Source organism: Streptomyces sp. NPDC058221, assembly GCF_042882365.1.
GTDB lineage: Bacteria > Actinomycetota > Actinomycetes > Streptomycetales > Streptomycetaceae > Streptomyces.
The window spans coordinates 1-26,032 of the sequence record NZ_JBHVWF010000068.1 but is presented as its reverse complement, the minus strand read 5'-3'; the positions used below and the strand labels follow the sequence as shown (position 1 = coordinate 26,032).

Sequence of the window (26,032 nt, the reverse complement as noted above, 5' to 3'; positions counted from 1 at the left end):
CCACTCGCACAGATGCGTTCCCTACGATGGCGCGGTGACGAGTACAGCGCCCGAAGCCCGGCAGGGCCAAGACGCCGGGGACCAGCACGGCCCGGAGCCGACTCCCTGGCAGCAGCGGCTCCGCCGCTTCGGTCATTCGCCGCGGCCCGGGATCGGGCTGCGGGAACGGCTGGTTCCGCCGTACACCCGCCCCGGGAACCGGCTGTGGGCGGTGCTCGGAGTGCCCCCGGTGCTTGCGGACCGGCTGCTGCGCTGGTCGGCCTGGGGCGGTCCGCTGCTGGTCGCGCTGGTCGCGGGAGTGCTGCGGTTCTGGAAGCTGGGCAGCCCGCACGCGGTGATATTCGACGAGACGTACTACGCCAAGGACTCCTGGGCGCTGATCAACCAGGGGTACGAGGGGGCGTGGCCCAAGGACATCGACAAGCTGATCCTCAGCGACCCGTCCCGGGTGAACATCCCCACCGACCCCGGCTATGTGGTGCACCCCCCGGTCGGCAAGTGGATCATCGGGATCGGTGAGCAGCTCTTCGGCTTCACGCCGTTCGGCTGGCGGTTCATGGTCGCGGTGCTCGGCACGCTCTCGGTGCTGATGCTGTGCCGGATCGGCCGCAGGCTCTTCCGCTCGACGTTCCTGGGCTGTCTGGCGGGCGGGCTGCTCACGGTGGACGGGCTGCACTTCGTGATGAGCCGCACCGCACTGCTCGACCTGGTGCTGATGTTCTTCGTACTGGCCGCGTTCGGCTGTCTGCTGGCCGACCGCGACTGGGCCAGGCGCCGGCTGGCGGCCGCGCTGCCGGTCGACGCGGAGGGCGTGCTGCGGCCGGACGCCGGGGTCGCGGAGAACCTGCGGCTGGGCTGGCGCCCGTGGCGGATCGCGGCCGGGCTCTCCCTGGGCCTGGCCTTCGCCACCAAGTGGAACGGGCTGTACGTCCTGGTCGCGTTCGGCCTGATGACGGTCCTGTGGGACGTGGGCGCACGGCGTACGGCGGGTGCGGTGCGGCCGTACACGGCGGTGCTGAAGCGGGACCTGGTCCCGGCGTTCGTCTCCACGGTTCCGGTGGCGATCCTCACCTACATCGCCTCCTGGACCGGCTGGATCATCCACAACTCCCCCAGCCGGCACGGCTACTACCGGGACTGGGCGGCCACCGACGGCAAGGGCGGCAGCTGGACCTGGCTGCCGGACTGGCTGCGCAGCCTGTGGCACTACGAGAACCAGGTCTACGAATTCCATGTGAACCTGACGTCCGGTCACACCTACCAGTCCAATCCGTGGAGCTGGATCGTGCTGGGCAGGCCGGTCTCGTACTTCTACGAGGAGCAGAACGGCTGCACCGCCTCGGAGACCGGCAAGTGCGCACGCGAGGTGCTGGCCATCGGCACGCCGCTGCTGTGGTGGGCCTCCTGCTTCGCGCTGCTGTACGTGCTGTGGCGCTGGGTCTTCCGCCGCGACTGGCGGGCCGGCGCGATCGCCTGCGGGGTGGCGGCGGGCTGGGTGCCCTGGTTCCTGTACCAGGAACGCACCATCTTCCTTTTCTACGCGGTGGTGTTCGTGCCGTTCCTGTGTCTCGCGGTGACGATGATGATCGGCGCGATGCTGGGGCCGGCGGCGGGTACCGGGACGCGCCATGAATTGGGCCTGGCGACCGGCGACCCCTCGGGGGAACGGCGCCGGACGCTGGGTGCGGTCGCGGCAGGCGTACTGGTACTGCTGATTGTCTGGAATTTCATCTACTTCTGGCCGCTGTTCACCGGGACCTCCATTCCGGAGGATTCCTGGCGGGATCGCATGTGGCTGGATACCTGGATTTGACCGGTCTGTTCACGCCATGGCGGATCGCATTCCGATAACAACCGACTCCGCTGCCACGTCCGTCCCGTAAAGTGCCCGGAAAAGCCCCCTTGAACACGTTCAAGGGGGCCTCCTGGGGAGGGGGACTGCAGGTATGCGCAGTGGAGCGAAGGTGGCCGTCATAGGCGGGGTGTTCGCCGTCGTGGTCGGCGGAGTCGGCTACGGGGCGTACAACATCCTGGACGGGCTCGGAGACAGCGGCGTCGGGGGCGGCTCGGACGCCGAGACCACCTCGCAGGAGGTGCGGACCGGCCCGGTCACCAAGCAGGAGACAGCCGAGACGTCGAAGAAGTTCCTCGCAGCGTGGGCGAAGGGCGACGCGGAGGTAGCGGCCCAGCTCACCAACAACGACGGCGACGCCCGGCCGGCGCTGACCGGCTACAGCGACACGGCCCATGTCACCAAGGCCGTCATCACGCCCGGCCCGGCGGTCGGCTCCAAGGTCCCGTACACCGTCAAGGCGACCGTCTCCTACAAGGGGAAGACGAAGCCCTGGTCGTACGCGTCCGAGCTGACCGTGGTGCGCGGACTGACCACCGGAAACGCGCTCGTCGACTGGAAGCCCTCCGTCATCCACCCGGACCTGGGCAAGGGCGAGTCGCTGGAGACGGGCGAGGCGTCGACCGCGTCGATCGAGGCGGTCGACCGCAACGGCCAGGTACTCACCAAGGAGAAGTACCCCTCGCTGGGCGGCATCCTGGACGAACTGCGCAAGAAGTACGGCGAGAAGGCCGGCGGCACCGTGGGTGTCGAGACCTGGATCAACAGCGCGAACGCGGACGGCGCCGACAAGACGCTGCTGACCCTGGTCAAGGGGAAACCGGGCAAGGTGCAGACCACGCTGGACGCGAAGATCCAGGCGGCGGCCGAGCGGGGGGTGAAGAAGTTCGAGAAGTCGTCCGTGGCGGCGGTCGAGCCGTCGACCGGCGCGATACGGGCCATCGCCAACAACCCGTCGACCGGCTTCGAAACGGCCCGGAGCGGCGCGGTGGCCCCCGGCTCGACCATGAAGATCATCACTGCCGCGATGATCATCCAGAATGGTCTCGGCAACGCGAACTCGCCGGTCGAGTGCCCGTCCACGGTGCCCTGGGAGGGCGTGACCTTCCACAACCTGGACGACTTCTCGATGACGGACTCCCCCACGTTGAAGAGGGCCTTCGCCAGGTCCTGCAACACCGCTTTCATCAAGCCGGTGCTGCCGCTGGGCGACAAGCGGGGCACGGCGCTGGGCAACGAGGCCGCGCAGTACTTCGGGATCGGCCGCAACTGGCAGACCGGCATCGCCACGGTCGACGGCAAGGTGCCCGCATCGGAAGGCGCGGAGACGGCGGCGTCGTACATCGGCCAGGGCAAGGTCCAGATGAACCCGCTGAACATGGCGTCGGTGACCGCCACCGCCGTCCACGGACAGTTCCTGCAGCCCTACATTGTCCCGAGGGACCTGGACAACCGGACCTTCGCCACCGCGAACCCGCTGCCGGGCGGGGTGTCGGCGCAGTTGAAGCAGATGCTGCAGTACACCGCCACGGCCCAGGAAGGCACCGCCACCCAGGCCATGGCGCGCGTGGGCGGGACCAAGGGCGCCAAGACGGGCTCGTCGGAGATCGACGGTCACGCCACGTCCGACAGCTGGTTCACCGGCTTCAGCAACAACCTCGCGGCGGCGGCCCTGGTGCAGTCCGGCGGCCACGGCGGAGACGCGGCGGGGCCGGTCGTCGCGGAGGTCCTGCTCGCGGGACCGTGACGGCGCAAGGCCGGCCGCCCGTGCCCCCGAGGCCCCTGCCCGCCCGCGGCAGGGGCCTTCGCCGTACATCCCGGGGTCCGGGAATCGCCTCGCCCGCCCCCGACCACGGCCGATAGCGTGCAGGACATGAGTACTTCCGACACCAACGCCTCGGCAGGCACCGCCAGCGCCGCCGCCCATCCCCGATTCGCCGAGGCCCTGCGCGAGCTCGGCCTCGACGTCGAGATCCGCCGCTTCCCGGAAGCCACCCGGACCGCGGCCGAGGCGGCTGCCGCCGTCGGCTGCGAGCTGAGCGAGATCGTCAAGTCGCTGATCTTCGAGGCCGACGGGGTGCCGGTGCTGGTGCTGATGGACGGCTCCTCACGGGTCGATGTGGAGCGGGTACGGCAGGAGTTGGGCGCGGCGAAGGTCAAGCGGCCGGGAGCAGAAGTGGTCCGCGAGGCCACCGGCTACGCGATCGGCGGCGTGCCGCCCTTCGGGCACCGCACCAGGACGCGGGTGCTGGCCGACCGCGGGCTGCTCGCCCACCAGGTGGTCTGGGCGGCGGCCGGTACGCCGTACACGGTCTTCCCGCTCGACCCGCAGACGCTGATCAAGCACGCCGGCGGCACCGTGGTCGACGTGCGCGAGCAGACCGCATGACACCGCTCGTCGCCCTCGCCGTCCTGATCGCCGCGTTCACGCACGCCGGCTGGAACGCCATCGCCCACGCGATCAAGGACCAGCTGGTCTCCTTCACCCTGATCTCCGGCGGCGGGCTGCTGATCGGTGCGGCCGTCGCGTTGTTCGCCCCGTTCCCGGCGGCGGACGCCTGGCCCTACCTGTTCGTCTCCGCGGCCCTGCACGTGACATACATGCTGCTGCTGATGCGTTCGTTCACGCTCGGCGACTTCGGCCAGATGTACCCGATCGCCCGCGGCACCGCACCGCTGGTGGTCACCGTCCTGGCCGCCGTGTTCGTGGGCGAGCGCCCGGACGCCTGGGCCACGGCCGGCGTCGCCGTGGCCTCGGCGGGGCTGGTCGGGCTGGCCCTCTGGGGCATCCGCGGCTCCGGCAAGCGCCCGCACTGGCCCGCGATCCTGGCCGCGCTCGCGACAGGCCTCGCCATCGCCGGCTACACGACGGTCGACGGCGTGGGCGTACGCGCCTCGGGCAGCTCGCTCGGGTACATCGCCTGGCTGATGATCCTTGAGGGCATCGCCATCCCCCTCTACGCCCTGCACCGCCGCCGCTCCGCCCTGACCGCCCAGCTCCGCCCGTACGCGGCGCGCGGACTGCTCGGCGCGGCCCTGTCGGTGACGGCGTACGGACTCGTCCTGTGGGCCCAGACACGGGCGGCGCTGGCCCCGGTCGCGGCCCTGCGCGAGTCCTCGATCATCGTCGGCGCGGCCATCGGCACGGTGTTCTTCAAGGAACGGTTCGGCACCCCGCGCATCGCGGCGGCCGGCCTGATGGTGGTGGGCATCGGGCTGATGCTGCACACGAGTTGAGGTGACGCCTGCGGTTCCGGCCGGTGCGGCCCTGCCCTCAATGGTGCGGTTCGTCGAGACCCCTGAGGGTAAGAAACGGCTCATGCCGGACTACCCGAATGCGATGCTGGCGCACTACAAAGGGCGCACCGTCGACGACAACCGTGAGACGGTCGACTATTTCAGCACGATTCCGATAGACATCCCACGCCCTCACACCGGGGTCACCGAAAGGGATGTCCCCTGCCCTTTCTGCGAAGAGATACTGAAAGTCCGCGTCTTCCCCGCGGAGAAGGTCAAGTCCCTTCGCAGGAGATGGCGCACCATCACGATCGGCGGATGGCTCCTGATGGTCGCCGCTGCCCCCTACTGCTTGTTCGAGTTCGACCGGAGCAACGAAGAGAACCTGTGGTGGATCGCCGGCTTCTTCGCCTCGTTCGTCCTGTTCGGCGCGCCTGCGATGATCGCCGGCAAGTCACGGCAGCAAGAGGACGGGGTGCGGGTCAACGGCCCGATCGTGGCCGCTTTCCAGAAGAACCACGGGACGATCATCCCTGACAGCCTCCCTCCCACGACACAGCAGCTGAGAGAGATCATCGAGAGGGGGAAGGATTCCTGAGGGCTGTCCCGTCATCCCCGGTGGATCGGCGCGCGGCGTCAGATGCGGTGCATCGCACGGTGCCGCTTCGTCGCAGAGGCGAAGACCTCAGGCAGCCGCGATGCACCCGGGTCCCTGAACTACCGTGTGCGGTTATGGAATCCGAGAGCTGGCTGGCAGACACCCGGACGTCCTACGACACCGTCGCCGCCGACTACGCGGACCAGGTGCGCGGCCTCCTGGACGAGACACCCTACGAACGCGCGGCCCTGGGGCTCTTCGCCGAACTGGTGCGAGCCACCGGCGGGGGGCCGGTCGCGGACGTGGGGTGCGGGCCGGGAAGGATGACGGCCCACCTGCGCGGTCTGGGCGTGGACGCGTTCGGGATCGACCTGTCGCCCGCGATGATCGAGGTCGCCCGGCGTGACCACCCGGATCTACGGTTCGAGGTCGGCTCCATGACGGATCTCGCCCTCGCCGACGCCTCGATGGCCGGGCTGATCGCCTGGTATTCGCTGATCCATGTCCCCGACGACGAGATCGACACCGTGCTCGCGCACTTCCGGCGGGTACTGCGGCCCGGCGGCCCCCTGCTGCTCGGCTTCCACGTCGGTGACGGGTCGCGGCTGAAGGCGCAGGGCTACGGCGGCCACCCGATGAAGGTCCACGTCCATCTCCGTCGCCCCGGCCGTATGGCCGCCCTCCTCGAAGAATCCGGTTTCACGGTCGAGGCGCGGACGACGCTCAGCTCGGCCGAGAGCAGGCTCGGCGGCATCCTCTTCGCACGTCGCCGGACTGACGGCTCACAGGGTCACCGACTGCGGCGGACAGGCTGAAGATCCGGCCCTCCTGATCAGCGGCGCGGCCGACCTGCTGCCGGATTCACGGGCCGTCGGCCTCCTGCGTACCGCACACGAGGCTCCCCCCGACGGCCCGCAGGAGCGGGGACGGCCGCGGAGACCGGCCCGCCGGCTGCCGGTAACAGGTTCATGTTGCACGCGAGTTGACCCACCGTAGGCCTCGTCGCAGGTCACCCGGGCCGGCCACCGGCCATCCGCCTCGCCGCGCCAACTCCGCGCACGACGGCCATCGTTAACCAACTATTGACACGCTCTTGTCAGGAGCGGAACACTCCCGGAAACGGGAGAGCGCTCTCCCATCCTCACGCATCCCCCACCCACGCAGCAGGAGGTCTCCATGCCACGGAGGTCGAGAACACTCACCGGACTGCTCTTGTTCACCTCGCTGACCCTGACCACGGCCGGGATCGCCGGGATAGCCGCAACCGCGAACGCGTCCACCGGGACGCCGGCCGCGGCGGCGGGCACGCACGCCGGGCACGCCGCGTACTCCATGCCGGGCATGCCCGGCATGGAGCCTTCCACCAAGGCCTCGGGCGACGACCCGGACGGGGACGGCTACATCATGGCCGACCCGCCGGTCACCGGAGTCACCCCGTCGACGGAGGTGCCGCCGGCCGCGTACTTCCACGAGTTCCAGGCCAAGTGCGCCCCGACGCACACCGCTCCGGACGACCCGATCGTCTACCCGGGGCAGCCGGGCAAGTCCCATGACCACACGTTCATGGGCAACACCACGACGAACGCCGACACCACCACCGCCTCGCTGGAGGCCGGTGACACCACCTGCCTGGCCCCCGGCGACAAGTCCGGCTACTGGATGCCGAGCCTGTTCAACGGCGAAGAGAAGATCCTCCCCGAGGGCGTCCAGACCATCTACTACAAGTCGGGCGTCACCGACTACCGCAGCGTGCGGCCGTTCCCCAGGGGACTGCGGTACGTGGTCGGCAGCCCGATGCAGAGCGAGGACGAGTTCAAGAACCTCAAGGGCACCGTCGAGGGCTGGGAGTGCGGCGAGCAGTTCAAGAACTACGACTTCCCGGCCACCTGCCCGACCAGCCGTGACACGTACCTCAACCTGCGGCTCCAGGCACCCAGTTGCTGGGACGGCATCCACCTGGACACGCCCGACCACAAGAGTCACATGGCGTACCCGGAAGCCTCGGGGAACAACTACAACACCTGCCCGGCCGACCACCCCGTCGCACTGCCGATGATCGAGTTCAAGATGGCCTGGCCGGTCAACGGTGACATGTCGCAGGTGAAACTGGCGAGCGGCGCCGGCTTCTCGTTCCACTACGACTTCATGAACGGGTGGGACGCCGCCACGCTCGACGCGATGGTCACCCACTGCGTCAAGGGCGGCCTGCAGTGCGACCCGCACGGCTACGACGAGAACCACCCCGATCAGGGCGCCGTGCTCGACGAGAACTACGAACTGCCGTAGCCGCACCGCGGCACCCCTGGACAGGGGCCTTTTTTCGGCCCCTGTTGGAGAGCGCTCTCCAAGATCATTCGTACGTCAGCCCTCCCCATCCCCCTCCAGGCCCATCCGCCTCCCCCACACGCAAGGAGAGTGACATGCACCATCCCCCCACCCGCACGGCCAAACGCCTCGTGGCCCCGTTCGCGGCAGCGGCCCTGCTGACCGGCGCCCTGGTGGCCATCCAGGCACCGGCCGCGCAGGCGGCCGGCAGCGTCGTCAAGGTCACCGGGTCCCAGGGCGACTGGCAGCTGACGGTGGACGGTTCGCCGTACACCGTCAAGGGTCTGACCTGGGGCCCGTCGGTCGATGACGCCGGGAAGTACATGCCGGACGTGGCGTCCATGGGCGTCAACACCATCCGCACATGGGGCACCGACGCCACCAGCAAGCCGCTCTTCGACACCGCAGCGGCCAACGGCGTCAAGGTCATCGCCGGGTTCTGGCTCCAGCCGGGTGGGGGCCCCGGCAGCGGCGGCTGCGTGAACTACCTGACGGACACCCAGTACAAGAACGACATGCTCGCCGAGTTCCCCAAGTGGGTCGACACCTACAAGGACAACCCCGGCGTGCTGATGTGGAACGTCGGCAACGAGTCCACGCTGGGCCTGCAGAACTGTTACGGCGGTGACGAGCTGGAGGCCCAGCGCAACGCCTACACCACCTTCGTCAACGACATCGCGAAGAAGATCCACGAGGTCGACCCCAACCACCCGGTCACCTCGACCGACGCCTGGACCGGGGCCTGGCCGTACTACAAGAAGAACGCGCCGGACCTCGACCTGTACGCCGTCAACGCCTACAACGCGGTGTGCAACATCAAGTCCGACTGGGAGCAGGGAGGTTACGACAAGCCCTACATCGTCACCGAGACGGGCCCGGCCGGCGAGTGGGAGGTCGACGACGACGCCAACGGCGTCCCCACCGAACCGACCGATGTCGCCAAGGCCGAGGGGTACACCAAGGCGTGGGGCTGCATCACCGGCCACACCGGGGTCGCGCTCGGCGCCACGATGTTCCACTACGGCGTCGAGGACGACTTCGGCGGCGTCTGGTTCAACCTGCTGCCGGGCGGCGAGAAGCGGCTCTCGTACTACGCCGTGAAGAAGGCGTACGGGGGCGACACCTCGGGCGACAACACCCCGCCGGTGATCACGGACATGAAGGTGGACGACGCCACCGCCGGTGTCCCCACCGGGGGTGAGGTGCGGATCAGCACCAGCACCAGCGATCCGGACGGCGACGCGATCAGCTACCAGGTCCTGTTCAGCAGCAACTACATCGACGAGAACAAGGCGCTCGTCCCCGCCGAGACCAAGGACAACGGCGACGGCACCCTGACCGCGACGGCGCCGGGCAAGACGGGCGTCTACAAGGTCTATGTGAAGGCCACGGACGGCAAGGGCAACGAGGGCATCGAGACCACCTCCCTCAAGGTGATCCCGCCGAAGGTGGACGGCACGAACGTCTCCCAGGGCAAGACCGCCACGGCGTCCTCCTTCCAGACCGACCCGACCGGCGGCTGCCCGTGCGGTGCGGACAACGCGGTGGACGGCAAGTTCGACACCCGCTGGGCCAGCGACTGGAGCGATCCGCAGTGGATCCAGGTCGACCTCGGTGCCTCGACGAGCTTCAAGCACGTGCAGCTCGCCTGGGACCCGGCGTACGCCAAGGCCTATGACATCCAGACGTCCGAGGACGGCGAGAGCTGGACGACGGTGAAGTCGGTGGCCGACGGCAACGGCGACATCGACGACATCGACGTCAACGGCACGGGCCGCTACGTGCGGATCAACGGCACCGCCCGCGGCTCCGGCTACGGCTACTCGCTCTACGAGTTCGGCGTCTACAGCTGACAGGAGGGCCGGCGCTCATGATGATCACTCACCTCGACCGGGCCAGGCCGTACGTGCTCAGCCTGTTCCGCATCGTCATCGGGTTGCTGTTCACCTGCCACGGGGTCGCCTCGCTGTTCGGCGTCCTCGGCAACGATGCCGTCCCGGCCGGCACCTGGCCGGGCTGGTACGCCGCTGCCATCCAGCTGGCCGGAGGCACCCTGGTGCTCCTCGGCCTGGGTACGAGAACGGCCGCTCTGGTGGGCTCCGGCTCCATGGCCTTCGCGTACTTCGACGTGCACCAGCAGCGGGGCCTGCTCCCGATGGAGAACGGCGGCGAGGCCGCGGTGTTCTTCTGCTGGACGCTCCTGCTGATCGCCTTCTCGGGTCCGGGCTTGCTGGCCGTGGACCGGCTGTTCACCTCCCGCGGAGCCACCCGGGAGGACGTGGAGGCGCGGCAGAAGCAGCACCTGAGGGTGCCCGCCTGAGGGGACGGGCCACCCTCGCACACCGGCCTCCCGGGACTGCCCCCGGGAGGCCGGTGCCGTGCGTCCCCGTCACCCGTCAGCCGTGGCGCTCTCCCCCGCCACCGCGAACTCCTCGCCCTCGGGCCGCGCCTTCTTCGGCAGCAGCAGGGTGACGGCCAGGAAGGCCACCAGCAGGCAGGCCTGTGCGATCAGCGCGTGGCGGTAGCCGGCGGTGAACTCACCGGCGCCGGCCTGGTCGAAGAACACCGAGCCGAAGACGGCCACCCCGATCGAGCCCCCGATGGACTGCACCGCCGTCAGCACCCCGGAGGCGGAGCCGATCTCGCGGTCGTCGACGGCCGCGAGGACGAAGCTGAACAGGGCGGCGATCACCATGCCCGCGCCGATGCCGGAGACGGCCACGCCGGGCGCGATGTCCCACACGGAGAACGGGCCGGTCGCGCCGAGCTCGTACCAGAGCAGTCCGGCGCCCGCGAGCTGCACGAGCGGGCCGGTCTGCAGGACCGCACGGCCGATCCGCTCGGCGAGGAAAGCACCGCTGACCGCACCGCCGATCGCGGTCCCCACGGCGAGCGGAAGATTGCCGAGACCGGCCTCACCGGCGGTGAAGTGCTGTCCGATCTGGAGATACAGGGTCAGCACGAGCTGGCTGCCGACCAACCCTCCGAAGAACAGCGCGATCCCGCCGAGCCCCACGGTGAACGCGGGCTTGCGCAGCAGCGCGGGTGTCACCAGCGGCTCGCGCCCCCGGGCGGCGGCGCGGCGCTGCTGGAGCGCGAAGCCGGCGAAGCCGAGGGCGGACGCGGCCATGCACAGCCAGGTCCACAGCGGCCAGCCGGACTCCTGGCCCTGGTTCAGCGGAAGGACCAGCAGCGCGCAGGACAGGGCCACCAGGGCCGCGCCCACGCCGTCGACGACCACCGTGCGGTCGCCCGGCTTCTTCGGTACGGCCTTCGCGGCGACGATCAGGGCCACCAGGCCGATGGGCAGGTTGACCAGGAAGACCAGCCGCCAGCCCAGGCCCAGGAAGTCGCCCTGGATCAGCCCGCCGCCCAGGACCGGACCGACGATGCCGCCGAGGCCCAGGACGGGGCCGAAGATGCCGAAGACCTTGGTGAGCTCGGAGCCGGAGAAGTTCTCCCGCAGCAGTCCGAGGCCCTGCGGCAGGAGCATCGCGCCGGCGGTGCCCTGGAGCAGCCGGAAGACGATCAGCGAGCCGATGCCGGGCGCGCACGCGCAGAGCAGCGAGGTGAGCGTGAAGGCGGCGAGGCCGGCCAGGAACATCCGGCGGCGCCCGTACCGGTCGCCGAGCCTGCCGCCGAGGATCAGGCCCGCGCCCAGCGTGAGGGCGTAGCCGCCGATCACCCACTGGAGGCCGACCGGGCCCGCCCCGAGGGACTTCTCCAGCTCGGGTCCCGCCACGTTGACGATGGACGCGTCCAGCAGGTCCATGATCTCCGCGACGAGCATGACCGCCAGGATCAGCCAGCGCCACCGGTAGGGGGATTCCCCGGCCGGGAGCCGGTCCGCGGCCGGTGAGGCGATCGGATCCGCGCCCATTTTACCTCAGATCATTGATTACCAATATTCTTAGCAATATCGAGAGTATCCTGAGCCCCATGGATGTCAAACCGCCCGCCACCGACCCCGCCGAGGCCGCACCGGCGGCCGAGGACTCCGCGACGGCCGGCGGCGCCATCCGTGAGCAGCTACGGAACCTGACGCTCCGCCAGCAGCGGTTCGAGCGCCGCCTGGGGCGGCAGCTGCGGGTGGACCCGGCGGGGCTCGCCGTGATGGACCATCTCGTCAACGTGGGGCCGACGACCCCCACCGACCTCGCCCACCGGCTGGAGGCCTCGACGGCGGCGACAACCCTCGTCATCGACCGTCTGGTCGCGGGCGGTCACGCCACCCGCGAGCCGCATCCCACCGACCGCCGCAAGGTGATCGTCACGCCGGCGGAGCACTGGGGCGCCACGGCGTACGAGCATGTGGCACCGGTCATCGAGGGCGTCACCGACGCCGCCGCGGAGCTCTCGCCGGACGAGCAGGCCGTCGTGGCGGCCTTCCTGGAGCGGATCGTGGGCGTGTACGACGAGGCGAATGCGTGAGCACACGGCTCGGGCCGGGAAATGATTGGACGGCATGACAGCCGGCCTTGTAATTTGCAGTCGACCGTGACACCACGCAAGGAGGTGAGACCCATGAACGCAGGATCGATGTGGGTGCTCCCCCTTCCCGTCACGGGCGGGCGATTGACGTAGGTGTCGCCGGGAGCGCCTCACCCGAAGGCACTCCCGAAAGGCAACACCCATGAGCTCTCCGCAGTTCTCCACCGAGCCGTCCTCGGACTCCGGCGCCGATCGTGCACCCCTCGTGTACGACGTGATCATCGCCGGGTGCGGGCCGACCGGCGCGCTGCTGGCCGCCGAGCTGCGCCTGCACGATGTGCGGGTACTCGTCCTGGAGAAGGAGACCGAGCCCGAGTCGTTCGTCCGCATCGTCGGTCTGCACATCCGCAGCATCGAGCTGATGGCCATGCGCGGGCTGCTGGACCGCATCCTCGTACGGGGAAGGCGGCGGCCGGCCGGCGCGTACTTCGCCGGCATCGACAAACCCGCACCCCACGGCCTGGATTCCGCGCACGCCTATCTGCTGGGCATCCCGCAGCCGGTCCTCGTCTCCCTGCTCGAGGAACACGCGGCCCAACTGGGTGCGCAGGTCAGGCGCGGTGGTGCGGTGGCCGGCCTGGAGCAGGACAACGAGGGTGTGACCGTCGAGCTGGCCGACGGCGAAAAGGTGCGTTCGCGCTATCTCGTCGGCTGTGACGGCGGACGCAGCACGGTGCGCAAACTCCTCGGCGTCGGCTTCCCCGGTGAGCCCTCGCGGAACGACACACTGACGGGCGAGATGGAAGTGGGTGTACCCCAGGAGGAGATCGCCGCCAAGGTGGCCGAGATCGCCCGGACCAACAAGCGCTTCTGGCTCAGGCCCGCCGGTGAAGGGGCATACAGCGTCGTGGTCCCCGCCGCCGGAGTCAGCGACCGGGCGGAACCGCCCACTCTCGAAGATTTCAGACAACAGCTGCGCGCCGTCGCCGGAACCGATTTCGGTGTGCACTCCCCGCGCCGGCTCTCCCGCTTCGGGGATGCCACCCGGCTGGCCGATCACTACCGGGTCGGGCGGGTGCTGCTGGCAGGCGATGCGGCACACATCCATCCGCCCACCGGCGGACAGGGCCTCAACCTCGGTGTTCAGGACGCGTTCAACCTCGGCTGGAAACTGGCCGCGCAGATCCGCGGCTGGGCACCGGAGACACTGCTGGACACCTACCGGGCCGAACGCCGCCCGGTCGCCGAGGACGTGCTGGACAACACCCGCGCGCAGATGGAACTGCACTCCACCGACCCGGGCCCGCAGGCCGTGCGCAGACTGCTCACCGAACTGATGGACTTCGACGCGGTGAACCGCTACCTGCTGGAGAAGATCACCGCGATCGGCATCCGCTACGACTTCGGCGAAGGCCCCGACCTGCTCGGCCGCCGGCTGCCGGACCTCGACGTGGCACAGGGCCGCCTCTACGATCTGCTGCACCGAGGCCGCGCCCTGCTGCTGGACCGCACCGCCGGCCTGAAGACCGGCGGCTGGTCGGACCGGGTCGACCACCTCGCGGACCCCACTGCGGCACTTGATGTTCCGTGCGTCCTGCTGCGCCCCGACGGCCACGTCGCCTGGATCGGCGACGACCAGCGGGATCTGGACGACCACCTCTCCCGCTGGTTCGGCGAGCCCGCCGGCTGACCGCGGGCCAGCTGCCGAAGGACCTCGCCGGGGCCGGTGCCCCGCCCCGGCGGGGGCCCGGTTACTCCTTCGCGAGCGCCTGCCGGAAGCCGGTGTTCACGGCGGTGAGCCCACCGTCCACGCACAGCGTCGTCCCGGTGACCCAGGCCGCGTCCCGGGACGCGAGGAAGGCCACGGCGGCCGCGATGTCGTCCGGCTCGCCGACCCTGCCGAGCGGGTAGAGGCCGCTGACGCGGGCGAGTTCGGCCTCGCGGCCCGCCCAGGCGTCGGTGCGGACCGTGCCCGGGGTGACCAGGTTGACCCGCACCCCGCGCGGTCCGGCATGGCCGGCGAGCGTCCGGGTGAGGCCGGCCAGGCCCGCCTTGGCCGCGCTGTAGGCGTGGTTGCCGAAGTCCTGCACACCGTTGACCGAGCCGATGGTGACGATCGCGCCCCGGCCGGACGCCACGAGATGCGGCAGCGCGGCCCGCGCGCACCGGTAGGCGCCGCTGAGCGTGACGTCGAGATCGCGCTCCCATACGTCGTCCGGCTCGTCCTCGAACAGCGCCTCGTCGGGGGCGCACGCGTACGCGTTGTTCACCAGCACGTCGAGCGCGCCGAACACCGCGACGCCGTGGGCCACCGCCGCCTCGACCGCCGCCCGGTCCGTCACGTCGCAGGCCAGCGACTCGGCCCGGCCGCCCGCCGCGACGATGTCCGCCGCCGCCCGCGCGGCCCGCTCCGGATCCAGGTCGGTGACCAGGACCCCGGCGCCCTCGGCCGCAAGCCGGCGGGCCGTGGCGGCGCCGATGCCCTGGCCCGCGCCGGTGATGAACACGCTGTATCCGTCGAATCGCGAGAGAGCGGCAGAAGTCATAGCGCCGACCGTACTGCGCGGACCAGTGCCTGGGCACGGGGATCGGCGGTGACTCCTTTCTGCAGGCCGTTGGTCACATAGCCGAGCGCGATGCCCGACTCGGGGTCGGCGAAGCCGAGCGATCCGCCCCGGCCGGGGTGGCCGAACGAGCCCGGGGAGAGCAGCGGGGAGGCCGGACCGTGCAGCATGTAACCGAGCCCGAAACGGGTGTTGACGACCAGCACCCGGTCCGGCCCGGCGGACTCCTCGGTGCGGGCCAGGGTCAGCGTGGCGGGGGCGAACAGCCGGTAGCCGTCGACCGGTCCGATCATCGCCGCGTAGCAGCGGGCGAGGCCCCGGGCGGTCGCGATCCCGTTGGACGCGGGGAGTTCGGCCCGCTGGTAGCCGGGGTCGTTCTCGTCGGGGAACGGGTCGATGGCCCCGAACGCCCGGCGGGTCAGCGAGTCGGGGTCGCGGTAGGCGTCGACGACGGAGCGCTTGGGGCGCATCCGCAGCGCGCCGGTGCCCTCGCCCACGGGTGCCTCGACCGGGCCGATCCGGCCCACCCGGTGGGCCTCGTCGGCAGGGATGCCGAACCAGAAGTCCAGGCCGAGCGGGCGGGCGATCTCCTCGGCGACCCAGCGGCCGACGGTGCGTCCGGTGACGCGTCGCACCAGTTCGCCGACGAGCCAGCTGTAGGTCTGGGCGTGGTAGCCGTGCTCGGTGCCGGGCTCCCACTGGGGCCGCTGGGCGGCGACCGCCCGCGGCCCGCTCACCCCGTCGGCCGCCTCCCCGGGGGTCAGGACCCGGTCCAGGGCAGGCACTCCGGCCCGGTGGGCGAGGAGGTCGCGGACGAGGACCCGCTCCTTGCCGTTGGCCTTGAACTCCGGCCAGTACGTGCCGACCGGGGCGTGCAGATCGATCTGGCCGCGCTGGTGCAGCAGCAGCGGGACGGCGGCCGCGATGCCCTTGCCCGCCGAGCGGACGACCTGCACGGTGTCGACGGCCCACGGTTCGACGCCGTCGACGTCCCTGGTCCCGGCCCACAGATCGACGACCTTGCGCCCGTGCCGGTAGACGGTGACCGCTGCCCCGCGGTCGCCGCGCTGCTCGAAGTTCCGGACGAAGGCATCCCGGACCGGTTCGAATCCGGGCGCCACCGTGCCCCGTACGTCCACGCCTGTTCCCGCGCTCCCGCTCATCCCCCCATGGTGCATTGCTGTGCAGGTCGCAGGTGGGGCGGGTTACCTCATGTTCACCGTCACGGAGCGCGGGTCGAATCCGAAGGGGAGCTCCAGGCGGTGGGCGCGCATCAGTTCCTCGTCGCAGAGGAGGTCCTGGGTGCGGTCGTCGGCGGCGATGACCCCGTCGCTGAGGATGACGGCCCGGCCGCACAGCTCCAGGGCGTACGGCAGATCGTGCGTGACCATCAGCACGGTGACGTCCAGGGAGCGCAGGATGTCGGCCAGTTCGCGGCGGGAGGCCGGGTCCAGGTTGGAGGAGGGTTCGTCCAGGACGAGGATCTCCGGCCGCATCGCGAGGACGGTGGCGACGGCGACGCGGCGGCGTTGCCCGAAGGAGAGGTGGTGCGGCGGCCGGTTGACGAACTCCTCCATGCCGACCTGCTTCAGCGCGTCGGTGACCCGTTCCTCCAGCTCGGCGCCGCGCAGTCCGGCCGACGCGGGCCCGAAGGCGACGTCCTCGCGGACGGTGGGCATGAAGAGCTGGTCGTCGGGGTCCTGGAAGACGATGCCGACGCGGCGGCGGATCTCGGCGAGGTTGCGCTTCTCCACCGGGAGTCCGGCGACCCGGACGGTGCCGGCGCCCGCGTCGAGGATGCCGTTGAGGTGGAGGACGAGGGTGGTCTTGCCGGCCCCGTTCGGGCCGAGCAGGGCGACACGCTCGCCGTGCGCCACGGTCAGGTCGACACCGAAGAGCGCCTGGTGCCCGTCGGGGTAGGCGTAGGCGAGGCCGCTGACCTCCAGGGAAGGCGGCGGTGGAACGGCGGAGGACTGGCTCATAGGGTCCATCCCAGCAGACACACGGCGAGGGCGAGCAGGGGGAGTGCCGAGGCGTACGCCCACTGGGTGCGCGAGGCGGTCACCTCGTCGATGACCGGCATGGTGCCGGTGTAGCCGCGGCTGACCATCGCGAGGTGGACGCGTTCGCCGCGCTCGTAGGACCTGATGAAGAGCGCCCCGGCCGATTTAGCCAGCACGCCCCACTGCCGCACCCCGCGCGCCTCGAATCCCCGCGAGCGGCGGGCGATGGACATCCGGCGCATCTCGTCGGTGATCACATCGCCGTACCTGATCATGAAGGAGGCGATCTGGACGAGCAGCGGCGGCAGCCTGAGACGTTGCAGGCCGAGCAGCAGCGAGCGCAGTTCGGTGGTGGAGGCCAGGAGCACGGAGGCGGCGACGCCGAGGGTGCCCTTGGCCAGGACGTTCCAGGCGCCCCAGAGACCGGGGACGCTGACGGAGAGACCGAGCACGTGCGTCTGCTCGCCGGGCACCACGAACGGCATGAGCAGCGCGAACGCGACGAACGGCACCTCGATCAGCAGCCGCTTGAGCAGGAAGCCGGCCGGGACGCGGGCCACCGCGGTGACGCCCGCGAGGAGCAGCGCGTACAGCCCGAAGGCCCACACCGCCTCGCGCGGGGTGGTGACGACGACCACGACGAAGCAGAAGACGGCGGCGAGCTTGCAGTGCGGCGGCAGGTCGTGGACCGGCGAGTGCCCGTGCCGGTAGAGCTTGTGGGCGTGCCCCGCGCCCATCAGACCTTCTCGTCGGTGCGGGAGTCGCTCGCGGCGGAGTCATGGGCACGGCGGCGGCGGGCGACGACGTAGAAGGCGCCGCTGCCGACGACGAGGGTGGCGCCGACGCCGATCACTCCGGCCAGTCCGCCGGACATCCGGGCGTCGGAGATGTCCTTGACGCCGTAGTCGGCGAGCGGGGAGTCCTTGGCCGCGTGCTCCTCGGCCTTCTTGTCGATGCCCTGGTCGGTGGCGACCTTCTCCAGGCCGTCCGGGTTGGCGGAGGCGTAGAAGGAGACGAAGCCCGCGAGCACGAGCGCGGTGACCAGGCCGGTGGCCCACAGGCCCCGGTTGGAGCGGTGGGCCGGGGCCGGGGCCGCGGGTTCCCGGGCGGGTGCGTCGACGAGTTCGCCGTCGACCCGGAGCTTGAGCGGGGCGGTGAGCCCGCGGGCGCCGTGGACCAGGTCGGGGCGTACGGCGATGACGGCGCCGACGGTCAGCGCGGTGATCACGGCCTCGCCGATGCCGATCAGGACGTGCACCCCGACCATCGCGGTGAAGACCTTGCCGATGGGGATGTCGGTGGTGCCGCCGATCCAGTACATCAGCGTGAAGGCGCAGGCCGCGGCCGGTACGGAGACCAGTGCGGCCACGAAGGACGCGACGGTCATGGAGCGGCGGGTGCGCGGCAGCAGGCCGACCAGGCCGCGGAAGAGGGCGTACGCGACGACGGTGGTCACGATGCCCATGTCGAGGATGTTCACGCCGAGCGCGGTCAGCCCGCCGTCGGCGAACAGGATGCCCTGCATCAGCAGGACGACGGATATGCAGAGGATTCCGGTATACGGCCCGACGAGGATCGCGGCCAGCGCCCCGCCCAGCAGATGGCCGCTGGTGCCGGCGGCGACCGGGAAGTTCAGCATCTGCACGGCGAAGATGAAGGCGGCGACCAGCCCGGCCAGCGGCGCGGTCCGCTCATCCAGTTCCCTGCGGGCCCCCTTCAGGCTGACGGCCACGGCACCGGCAGCCACGACTCCGGCTACGGCGGAGACGGGTGCATTGATGAATCCGTCGGGTACATGCATGGGGGAGGCTCCGCTTCCTGCGTTCCTGCATTGCTGCGCGGGGTCATGAACCTCTCAATAATAGAGCCTTGTTGCGAACAGTTCGCAAGAGCGCCTCCATCACAACTGCCCAGAGTTCCCACCGTGCTCTTTACGTAAAATATGGGACATTAGAGGACGAAGACGTACACACAGGAGGAGCCGGCCCATGTCCCCCGTGATCAAAGAACATGCCCGAGCCCGGCTCGTCACCGACGCCCGCGACCTGCCCACGGTCCCGGTAGAGCTGCGTTACGACACCGCCGACGACCCGCACACGATCCATGTCGCCTTCCCCGGCGGCACCGAGTGGTCCCTCGAACGCGAGCCGCTGGAGCGCGGGCTGCGCTCCCCCGTCGAGCACGACAGCTTCCGGATCTGGCCGTGCGGCCGGGCCCAGCTGGTCGTCGAGCTCCATTCGGCGACCGGTGTCGAGGTGGTGCAGTTCGACAGCGCCCCCCTGATCCGATTTCTGCGGCGCACCCACACCGAGGCCAGGACCGAGACCGCCCGCGCCTGACCCACGGCATGACGAGAGCCCCCGTGCACCACGTGCACGGGGGCTCTCCTTGCCCCGGCCCCCGTCCCCACAGGTAACCGGCGCTTCCGGGGCCGCGCTCCGCTCAGACGCGGCCCCGGAGGTCAGCGGCTCTCGAAGGTGCCTCAGACGCGGGTCAGCTCACGCTCCCCGTCGGCGTCCGGGCCGGCATCCGCACCGGTGGAGGCGCCGAGCTCCTTGCGCAGCCCCTCGCCCTCCACGTCCACATTGGGCAGCGCCCGGTCCAGCCAGCGCGGCAGCCACCACGCGCGCTTGCCGAGCAGGGCGAGGACCGCGGGCACGATCGCCATCCGGACGACGAACGCGTCGAAGAAGACGGCGATGGCGAGTGAGAAGCCGATCATCTTGATCATCGACTCGCTGGATCCGATGAAGCCGGAGAAGACCGCCATCATGATCACGGCCGCCGCCGTGACCACCCGGGCACCGTGCTTGAAGCCGGTGACGATGGCCTGGTCGGGCTTCTCCCCGTGGACGTACGCCTCCCGCATCCGGGTCACGAGGAAGACCTCGTAGTCCATCGCGAGACCGAAGACGACACCCACCATGAAGATCGGCATCATCGACATGATCGGACCGGTCTGCTCGACCCCGAAGAGCGAACCGAGCCAGCCCCACTGGAAGACCGCGACGACCGCACCGAGGGCCGCGACGACCGAGAGCAGGAAGCCGAGCGCCGCCTTCAGCGGCACCAGGATCGACCGGAAGACCACCATCAGCAGCAGGAAGGCGAGGCCGACGACAAGCGCCAGATACGGCAGCAGCGCGTCGTTCATCTTCTCCGAGAAGTCGATGTTCATCGCGGTGGAACCGGTGACCAGGACCTCTGCGCCGGTGTCGGACTTGATGTCCTTGCCCGCGTCACGGATGGCGTGGACCACGTTCTCCGTCTCGACGGAGCTCGGCCGGTCCTTCGGGACGACGGTGATCATCGCCGCGTCGCCGGCCTTGTTGAAGCTGGCCGGGGTGACGGCGACGACACCCTTCATGCCGGAGATCTCGTCACCGACCTGCTTGGCGGCGGTCTTGCCGTCGGAGCTGTTCGCGGTGTCGACGACCACCATCAGCGGCCCGTTGAAGCCGGGGCCGAATCCGTCCGAGAGCAGGTCGTAGGCGCGGCGCTGGGTGGTGCTGGTGGGCTGGGAGCCGTCGTCGGGCAGGCCCATCTCCAGCGAGGCCGCAGGTACGGCGATGGCACCCAGACCGAGGACGCCGACGAGCAGGACCCACACCGGCTTGCGCAGCACGAACCGCGCCCAGCGGGTGCCCATGTTCGGCTTGGCGTCGGGCTTGTTCTCGGCCTCGGCGGCCTTGCGCGCCTTGCGCCCCATGACCCGCTTGCCCGCGAAGCCCATCATCGCCGGGACGAGGGTGAGCGCGATGAGGACGGCGATCGCGACCGTGCCGGCCGCGGCGAAGCCCATCTTCGACAGCATCGGGATGTTGACGACGGCCAGGCCGACCAGCGCGATGACCACGGTGAGCCCGGCGAAGACGACCGCGGAACCCGCCGTGCCGACCGCACGCCCCGCCGCTTCCTCGCGCTCCCGGCCCTCGGCCAGTTCGGCCCGGTAGCGGGAGACGATGAAGAGCGCGTAGTCGATGCCGACCGCGAGGCCGATCATCATCGCGAGGGTCGAGGTGGTGGAACCGAGGTCCAGCACGTTGGCCAGTGCCGTGATCGTCGAGACGCCGATGCCGACACCGATCAGCGCGGTGAGCAGCGGCAGCCCCGCCGCGATGAGCGAGCCGAAGGTGATGACGAGCACCACCGCGGCCAGCGCGATCCCGATGACCTCGGTGGCCCCCGTCTCCGGCATCACCTGGAGCGCGTCACCACCGATCTCCACGGTCATGCCACTCTTCTGCGCCACCTCCCCCGCGTCCTCCAGGGCGTCCCGCGTCGCGTCGGTCAGCTCCATCGAGTTGACCTTGTAGGTGACCGAGACGTACGCCGTCGAGCCGTTCTTGGAGACCGCCTTGCCGGCGTACGGGTCGACGACCGAGGCGATCTGGTCCGAGCCGGACTTCAGCTCAGCGGTGATCTTGTTGACCTCGGCCTTGTTGGCCGGGTCCGTCATCTTCTCGTTCTCGGGGGCCTTGAAGACGATGCGCGCGGTGGCGCCGTCGGCACTGGCCGCAGGGAATCGCTGTTCCAGCAGGTCGAAGGCCTTCTGGGCCTCCGTACCCGGAATCGAGAAGGAGCTGGAGGTGGCGGTGGACGCGGAGGCCGCGCCGAATCCGGCGAGCGCCAGCAGTGCCACCCAGATGAGGGCGACATAGCGGCGGCGCCGGAAGGCGAGCCGTCCGAGTTTGTAGAGGAATGTGGCCACGGGGGCGTACTCCCGGTCAGGTCGTTGAGTGGAAAAGGGCGTGAGGAACCAGCCCGACGACGAGAGCGGCGTGTCAGGTGGGGCTTGGGGAGAGGGCCGTGCGGGTGCCGTGGGGACGGCGGGTGCCGTGGGGACGGCGGGTCAGGCTCCGAGAGCGGGGAGGATCACGGAGTCGACGTAGTCGGTGAGGAACGCCTGGTCCACTGCGCGGTCCTCGACCAGCTGCCGAGCGGCGAAAGCGCCGATCAGCATGTGCGGTACGTACTTCAGCGCCGGTTGGTCCGGACGCAGCTCACCCCGGTCCACGGCACGGCGCAGCAGCAGGTCGAGGCCGGTCATTTCCGGTTCGATCAGCAGTTCGCGCAGGGCCTGGAGGAGATCGGGGTTGTCGTGGACGGCATGGCTCAGACCCCGCATCAGCGCGGCGTCCTTCTCCATCTGACAGTCGTCACTGCGGCTCAGGACGGCGTGGAAGTCACCGCGCAGCGAGCCGGTGTCGACCTCGCCGAGCGACACGGGCTTGTTGTGCCGCAGAGCCGTGACGACGAGCTCGGGCTTGCTCCCCCACTGGCGGTAGAGGGTGGCCTTGCTGGAACGGGTGCGCGCGGCGACGGCGTCCATGGTCAGGGCGTCGTAGCCGACCTCGCGCAGCAGGTCGAGCACGGCGGCGTACAGCTCGCTCTCACGCTCGGGCGTGAGCCGTGTGCGTGCCATGGGTCGACCTCCTGTTCCTGAGCTCGTGCGATGTACGTCGCTCGATCGAACATGAGTCAATCGAACGAAACTGTTTCGTACACCTCGACGGTACCCCGGCGACCCAGCGAAACGAAATCGTTTCGCTTGTGTTCCGCACCACAAGTTGCCGCCACCCTCTCGCGCGGAAAGCATTGGGGGGTGAGTGACGACGTCTCGTATCTCCGGTTCCCGCACCTCCACGAGGATCTGCTCTGCTTCGCCGCAGAGGACGATCTCTGGGTCGCCCCCCTCGCACCCGAGGGCGAGCGGCCCGGACGCGCCTGGCGGGTGACCGTCGACCGCACCAGAGTCAGCCATCCGCGCTTCTCCCCCGACGGGACCAGGATCGCGTACACGACATGGCGCAGCCTCGACCCCGAGATCCATCTGGCCCCGGTCACCGGCGGCCCGGCCCGCCGGCTCACCTACTGGGGTTCCACGGACGCCCGGGTCTGCGGCTGGACCCCCGGCGACGGGGACACCGCACAGATCCTCGCCGTGTCCTCGCACCGCCAGCCGTTCTCGTACTTCTCCTGGGCCTACAGCGTGCCCACGGACGGCAGCCCCGGCGGCCGGCTGCCCTGGGGCCCGGTCTCGGACATCGCCGTCGCGGAGGCCGACGGCGAGCGCCGCACCCTGCTGCTCACCGGAAAGCCGCCGCACGAGCCGGCCGCCTGGAAGCGGTACCGGGGCGGCGCGACCGGACGCCTGTGGCTGCACGGCGAACGGCTGCTGCCGGACATCGGCGGCCATCTGGACTCACCCATGTTCGTCGGCGGCCGGATCGCCTTCCTCTCCGACCACGAGGGTGTCGGCAACCTCTACTCCTGCCTGCCCGACGGCGGCGATCTGCGCCGCCACAGCGACCACGACGCGTTCTACGCCCGGCACGCCTCGAGCGACGGGCGACGCGTCATCTACCAGTGCGCGGGAGAGCTGTGGCTGGCCGACGACCTGGAGTCGCCGGACGCGAAGCCCCGCAGGCTGGAGGTACGTCTCGGCGGACCGCGGGCCGGGCGGCGCACCTACCAGGTGCCGGCCTCCAGCCATGTCGACTCGCTCTCCGTGGATGAGACCGGCCGGGCCAGCGCCGTGTCGGTACGCGGCAGCCTGTACTGGCTCACCCACCGCGACGGACCCGCCCGCACCATCGCCGACACCCCCGGCGTACGGGTCCGGCTGCCGGAGATGCTCGGCAGCGGCGGCCAGGTGGCGTACGTGACGGACGCGGACGGCGAGGACGCGATCGAGATCGCCTATCTGCCGCGCGCCAGCGGCGACCGCCCCCCGCGCCGGCTCGCGTCCGGCCGGCTCGGCCGGGTCCAGGAGCTGATCGCCGACGCGGACGGCGAGACTCTCGCGATGGCCTCGCACGACGGCCGGCTGCTCCTCCTGGACACCGGCGAGGACGCCGACGGCGAACCCGTCGAGCTGATCCGCTCCGTCAACGGACCCGTCCGCGATCTGGCGTTCTCCCCGGACGGGGCCTGGCTCACCTGGTCGCACCCCGGCATCGGCCGCTCACTGCGCCAGATCAAACTCGCCCGGATCATGGGCGCGGGATCCCCCGTGATCGTCGACGTCACCAACGGCCGCTTCGAGGACGAGAACCCCGTATTCACCGGCGACGGCCGCTATCTCGCGTTCCTGTCCTGGCGCGGCTTCGACCCGGTGTACGACGTGCACACCGGCGATCTCTCCTTCCCGCTCGGCTGCCGCCCGTACCTGGTCCCGCTCTCCTCGGCGACCCCCTCCCCCTTCGCGCTCTCCCCCGACGGACGGCCGGCCGCGGGCGGCCTCGACCCGGTGGACTCCGTCGAGGCGGGTGCGGCCGAAGGGTCCACGGTCACCGTCGAGTTCGAGGGCCTGGAGAGCCGGGTCACGCCCTTCCCGGTCGCGGCCTCCAAGTACTCGGCGCTGTACCCGGTCAGCGGCGGCGGGCTGGTCTGGCTGCGCTGGCCCATCTCCGGCGCGCTCGGCGAGACGTTCGCCAACCCGGCGGACATGTCGGGTCGGCCGACCCTGGAGCACTTCAGCATCGCCAAGGCGAAGAAGACCGAACTCGTCGACCACCTCGACTGGTTCGCCGTCAGCGGTGACGCCTCGCGGCTGGTCGTGATGGACGACGGCGAACTGCGCGCCGTCCCCGCCACCGAACCCGGCGACAACGACTCCACGGTCTACCTCGACCTGCGCCGCATCCTGCACGAGGTCGACCCGGCGGCGGAGTGGCGGGGCGCGTTCGACGAGGCGGGCCGCATCATCCGCTCCTACTTCTGGGAGCCGGACATGTGCGGCATCGACTGGCCCGCGATCCTCGACCAGTACCGCCCGCTGGTCGAACGGGTCGCCACCCCCGACGAGTTCGCCGACCTTCTGCGCGAGGTCCTGGGCGAACTGGGCACCTCGCACGCGTACGTCTCCCCCGCCCGCCGCAACGAGGGACCTCCGCACTACCAGCGGGCGATGGGCCTGCTCGGCGTGAACTTCGTCTGTCGGGACGGCGACTGGACCATCCAGCGCGTCCTGCCCGGCGACTCGTCGGACTCCAAGGCCCGCTCCCCGCTGGCCGGTACGGGCATCAGGGAGGGCGCGGTCCTCACCCACGTGGACGGCCGCCCGGTCGACCCGGTCGCCGGCCCCTATCCGCTGCTCTCCGCTGCGGGCGGCACCACGGTGGAACTGACCTTCACCCCGGCCGGGGGCGAGGGACGCTCCCGGCGCATCGCGATCGTCCCGCTGGTCGACGAACGCCCGCTGCGCTACCAGGACTGGGTGGCCAAACGCCGCGAGGTCGTACGGGAGGTGAGCGGCGGCCGCTGCGGCTACCTCCACATCCCCGACATGGGCGGCTCCGGCTGGGCCCAGTTCAACCGGGACCTGCGCCTGGAGGTCTCCCGCCCGGCCCTGATCGTGGACGTACGCGGCAACGCGGGCGGCCACATCAGCGAACTGGTCGTCGAGAAGCTCACCCGCACGATCCTGGGCTGGGACCTCACCCGCGACGCCCAGCCGGTGAGCTACGCGTCGAACGCCCCCCGGGGCCCGGTGGTCGCACTCGCCGACGAGGCGACGTCCTCCGACGGCGACATGATCACCGCCGCGTTCCGCCTGCTGAAGCTCGGCCCGGTGGTGGGCCAGCGCACCTGGGGCGGCGTGGTCGGCATGACCGGCCGGCACCGGCTGGGCGACGGCACGGTGATCACGGTCCCGATGAACGCCGCGTGGTTCGACACGTACGGCTGGTCGGTGGAGAACCACGGCGTCGAACCGGACCTGGAGGCCCTGCGCACCCCCCTGGACTGGGCGGAGGGCCGTCACGCGGTACTCGACGACGCGGTCTGGGTCGCCCTGGACCTCCTGGCCGCGCACCCCCCGGCGACCCCGCCGACGTACGAAACGGCCCCGAATCTGCGGCGGCCCCCGCTGCCGCCGCGTCCCTCAAGCCCCTCCGGGGGCGCTGTTTCAAGCACCTGAGCGTCCTCTTCAAGCCTTGAGCGTCCCTTCAAGCCCCTCCGGGGGCGCTGCTTCAAGCACCTGAGCGTCCTCTTCAAGCCTTGAGCGTCCCTTCAAGCC

The 26,032-nt window shown here is 70.4% G+C and carries 21 protein-coding genes; 13 read left to right on the top strand and 8 right to left on the bottom strand.

Annotated elements, in window-relative coordinates; translation table 11 throughout:
- Positions 1–34: 34 nt before the first annotated feature.
- The 9 genes from ACFVW8_RS21810 (at position 35) to ACFVW8_RS21770 (ending at position 10,332) form a co-directional block, all read left to right on the top strand.
- Positions 35–1,813, top strand: coding sequence for a dolichyl-phosphate-mannose--protein mannosyltransferase (locus ACFVW8_RS21810; RefSeq protein ID WP_389692424.1), 1,779 nt, complete (start codon positions 35–37; stop codon positions 1,811–1,813).
- Positions 1,814–1,946: 133 nt separating this feature from the next.
- Positions 1,947–3,599, top strand: a complete 1,653-nt coding sequence (locus tag ACFVW8_RS21805) for a penicillin-binding transpeptidase domain-containing protein (RefSeq protein WP_389692422.1) — start codon at positions 1,947–1,949, stop codon at positions 3,597–3,599.
- A 126-nt stretch (positions 3,600–3,725) separates the two neighbouring features.
- The gene (locus ACFVW8_RS21800) at positions 3,726–4,241 is read left to right on the top strand and encodes a YbaK/EbsC family protein (RefSeq protein WP_389692420.1); all 516 of its coding nucleotides are present in this window, start codon (positions 3,726–3,728) and stop codon (positions 4,239–4,241) included.
- Positions 4,238–5,089 carry an EamA family transporter gene (locus tag ACFVW8_RS21795; RefSeq protein WP_389692418.1) on the top strand — a complete coding sequence of 284 codons (852 nt, stop codon included), beginning with the start codon at positions 4,238–4,240 and terminating at the stop codon, positions 5,087–5,089. Before ACFVW8_RS21800 ends, ACFVW8_RS21795 begins: the two co-directional genes overlap by 4 nt.
- A 40-nt stretch (positions 5,090–5,129) precedes the next feature.
- Positions 5,130–5,687: a hypothetical protein gene (locus ACFVW8_RS21790; RefSeq protein WP_389692416.1), complete on the top strand. Its 558-nt coding sequence runs from the start codon at positions 5,130–5,132 to the stop codon at positions 5,685–5,687.
- A gap of 134 nt (positions 5,688–5,821) precedes the next feature.
- A complete protein-coding gene (locus ACFVW8_RS21785; protein WP_389692414.1) occupies positions 5,822–6,502 on the top strand; it encodes a class I SAM-dependent DNA methyltransferase in 681 nt (226 codons plus the stop codon).
- Between the two features lie 361 nt (positions 6,503–6,863).
- Entirely contained in the window at positions 6,864–7,973 is a 1,110-nt protein-coding gene (locus ACFVW8_RS21780) for a DUF1996 domain-containing protein (RefSeq protein ID WP_389692412.1), read from the top strand.
- A 134-nt stretch (positions 7,974–8,107) separates the two neighbouring features.
- Entirely contained in the window at positions 8,108–9,865 is a 1,758-nt protein-coding gene (locus ACFVW8_RS21775) for a discoidin domain-containing protein (protein ID WP_389692410.1), read from the top strand.
- 20 nt (positions 9,866–9,885) lie between these two features.
- Positions 9,886–10,332, top strand: a complete 447-nt coding sequence (locus tag ACFVW8_RS21770) for a DoxX family protein (protein ID WP_389692450.1) — start codon at positions 9,886–9,888, stop codon at positions 10,330–10,332.
- 69 nt (positions 10,333–10,401) lie between these two features.
- Here ACFVW8_RS21770 and ACFVW8_RS21765 read toward each other — a convergent pair whose 3' ends face one another.
- Complete coding sequence (locus ACFVW8_RS21765; RefSeq protein ID WP_389692408.1) at positions 10,402–11,892, bottom strand: MFS transporter; 1,491 nt, start codon at positions 11,890–11,892, stop codon at positions 10,402–10,404.
- A gap of 59 nt (positions 11,893–11,951) precedes the next feature.
- Here ACFVW8_RS21765 and ACFVW8_RS21760 point away from each other — a divergent pair, with 59 nt between their 5' ends.
- The gene (locus ACFVW8_RS21760; protein WP_389692406.1) at positions 11,952–12,443 is read left to right on the top strand and encodes a MarR family winged helix-turn-helix transcriptional regulator; all 492 of its coding nucleotides are present in this window, start codon (positions 11,952–11,954) and stop codon (positions 12,441–12,443) included.
- A 202-nt stretch (positions 12,444–12,645) separates the two neighbouring features.
- A complete protein-coding gene (gene rox / locus ACFVW8_RS21755) occupies positions 12,646–14,133 on the top strand; it encodes a rifampin monooxygenase (protein ID WP_389692404.1) in 1,488 nt (495 codons plus the stop codon).
- Positions 14,134–14,194: 61 nt separating this feature from the next.
- Here the strand turns inward: rox and ACFVW8_RS21750 are convergent, their stop codons facing one another.
- The 5 genes from ACFVW8_RS21750 to ACFVW8_RS21730 form a co-directional block, all read right to left on the bottom strand.
- A complete protein-coding gene (locus tag ACFVW8_RS21750) occupies positions 14,195–14,989 on the bottom strand; it encodes an SDR family NAD(P)-dependent oxidoreductase (protein ID WP_389692402.1) in 795 nt (264 codons plus the stop codon).
- Positions 14,986–16,146, bottom strand: a complete 1,161-nt coding sequence (locus ACFVW8_RS21745; protein ID WP_389692448.1) for a serine hydrolase domain-containing protein — start codon at positions 16,144–16,146, stop codon at positions 14,986–14,988. The genes ACFVW8_RS21750 and ACFVW8_RS21745 overlap by 4 nt, the downstream gene beginning before the upstream one ends.
- A 66-nt stretch (positions 16,147–16,212) precedes the next feature.
- On the bottom strand, positions 16,213–16,989 hold the full coding sequence (locus ACFVW8_RS21740) for an energy-coupling factor ABC transporter ATP-binding protein (RefSeq protein WP_389692400.1): 777 nt from the start codon (positions 16,987–16,989) through the stop codon (positions 16,213–16,215).
- Complete coding sequence (cbiQ, locus tag ACFVW8_RS21735) at positions 16,986–17,747, bottom strand: cobalt ECF transporter T component CbiQ (RefSeq protein WP_389692398.1); 762 nt, start codon at positions 17,745–17,747, stop codon at positions 16,986–16,988. Before cbiQ ends, ACFVW8_RS21740 begins: the two co-directional genes overlap by 4 nt.
- The gene (locus ACFVW8_RS21730) at positions 17,747–18,811 is read right to left on the bottom strand and encodes an energy-coupling factor ABC transporter permease (RefSeq protein WP_389692396.1); all 1,065 of its coding nucleotides are present in this window, start codon (positions 18,809–18,811) and stop codon (positions 17,747–17,749) included. Before ACFVW8_RS21730 ends, cbiQ begins: the two co-directional genes overlap by 1 nt.
- A 187-nt stretch (positions 18,812–18,998) precedes the next feature.
- Between ACFVW8_RS21730 and ACFVW8_RS21725 the strand changes: the two genes are divergently transcribed.
- Positions 18,999–19,349, top strand: a complete 351-nt coding sequence (locus tag ACFVW8_RS21725; protein ID WP_389692394.1) for an SsgA family sporulation/cell division regulator — start codon at positions 18,999–19,001, stop codon at positions 19,347–19,349.
- Positions 19,350–19,492: 143 nt separating this feature from the next.
- On the opposite strand, the gene ACFVW8_RS21720 is transcribed toward ACFVW8_RS21725, so the two are convergent.
- A complete protein-coding gene (locus tag ACFVW8_RS21720) occupies positions 19,493–21,721 on the bottom strand; it encodes an MMPL family transporter (protein WP_389692392.1) in 2,229 nt (742 codons plus the stop codon).
- 141 nt (positions 21,722–21,862) lie between these two features.
- Positions 21,863–22,435 (bottom strand): TetR/AcrR family transcriptional regulator, encoded by a 573-nt coding sequence (locus tag ACFVW8_RS21715; protein ID WP_389692390.1) that lies wholly within the window; start codon positions 22,433–22,435, stop codon positions 21,863–21,865.
- Between the two features lie 180 nt (positions 22,436–22,615).
- Between ACFVW8_RS21715 and ACFVW8_RS21710 the strand changes: the two genes are divergently transcribed.
- Positions 22,616–25,933: a S41 family peptidase gene (locus tag ACFVW8_RS21710; RefSeq protein WP_389692388.1), complete on the top strand. Its 3,318-nt coding sequence runs from the start codon at positions 22,616–22,618 to the stop codon at positions 25,931–25,933.
- Positions 25,934–26,032: the final 99 nt, after the last annotated feature.

Coding starts and splice junctions, on each gene's coding strand:
- ACFVW8_RS21760 (WP_389692406.1), top strand. CDS start 11,952: ATGGATGTCAAACCGCCCGCCACCGACCCCGCCGAGGCCGCACCGGCG.
- ACFVW8_RS21730 (WP_389692396.1), bottom strand. CDS start 18,811: ATGCATGTACCCGACGGATTCATCAATGCACCCGTCTCCGCCGTAGCC.
- ACFVW8_RS21805 (WP_389692422.1), top strand. CDS start 1,947: ATGCGCAGTGGAGCGAAGGTGGCCGTCATAGGCGGGGTGTTCGCCGTC.
- ACFVW8_RS21765 (WP_389692408.1), bottom strand. CDS start 11,892: ATGGGCGCGGATCCGATCGCCTCACCGGCCGCGGACCGGCTCCCGGCC.
- ACFVW8_RS21795 (WP_389692418.1), top strand. CDS start 4,238: ATGACACCGCTCGTCGCCCTCGCCGTCCTGATCGCCGCGTTCACGCAC.
- cbiQ (WP_389692398.1), bottom strand. CDS start 17,747: ATGGGCGCGGGGCACGCCCACAAGCTCTACCGGCACGGGCACTCGCCG.
- ACFVW8_RS21770 (WP_389692450.1), top strand. CDS start 9,886: ATGATCACTCACCTCGACCGGGCCAGGCCGTACGTGCTCAGCCTGTTC.
- ACFVW8_RS21740 (WP_389692400.1), bottom strand. CDS start 16,989: ATGAGCCAGTCCTCCGCCGTTCCACCGCCGCCTTCCCTGGAGGTCAGC.
- ACFVW8_RS21790 (WP_389692416.1), top strand. CDS start 5,130: ATGGTGCGGTTCGTCGAGACCCCTGAGGGTAAGAAACGGCTCATGCCG.
- rox (WP_389692404.1), top strand. CDS start 12,646: ATGAGCTCTCCGCAGTTCTCCACCGAGCCGTCCTCGGACTCCGGCGCC.
- ACFVW8_RS21725 (WP_389692394.1), top strand. CDS start 18,999: ATGTCCCCCGTGATCAAAGAACATGCCCGAGCCCGGCTCGTCACCGAC.
- ACFVW8_RS21800 (WP_389692420.1), top strand. CDS start 3,726: ATGAGTACTTCCGACACCAACGCCTCGGCAGGCACCGCCAGCGCCGCC.
- ACFVW8_RS21785 (WP_389692414.1), top strand. CDS start 5,822: ATGGAATCCGAGAGCTGGCTGGCAGACACCCGGACGTCCTACGACACC.
- ACFVW8_RS21750 (WP_389692402.1), bottom strand. CDS start 14,989: ATGACTTCTGCCGCTCTCTCGCGATTCGACGGATACAGCGTGTTCATC.
- ACFVW8_RS21780 (WP_389692412.1), top strand. CDS start 6,864: ATGCCACGGAGGTCGAGAACACTCACCGGACTGCTCTTGTTCACCTCG.
- ACFVW8_RS21775 (WP_389692410.1), top strand. CDS start 8,108: ATGCACCATCCCCCCACCCGCACGGCCAAACGCCTCGTGGCCCCGTTC.
- ACFVW8_RS21715 (WP_389692390.1), bottom strand. CDS start 22,435: ATGGCACGCACACGGCTCACGCCCGAGCGTGAGAGCGAGCTGTACGCC.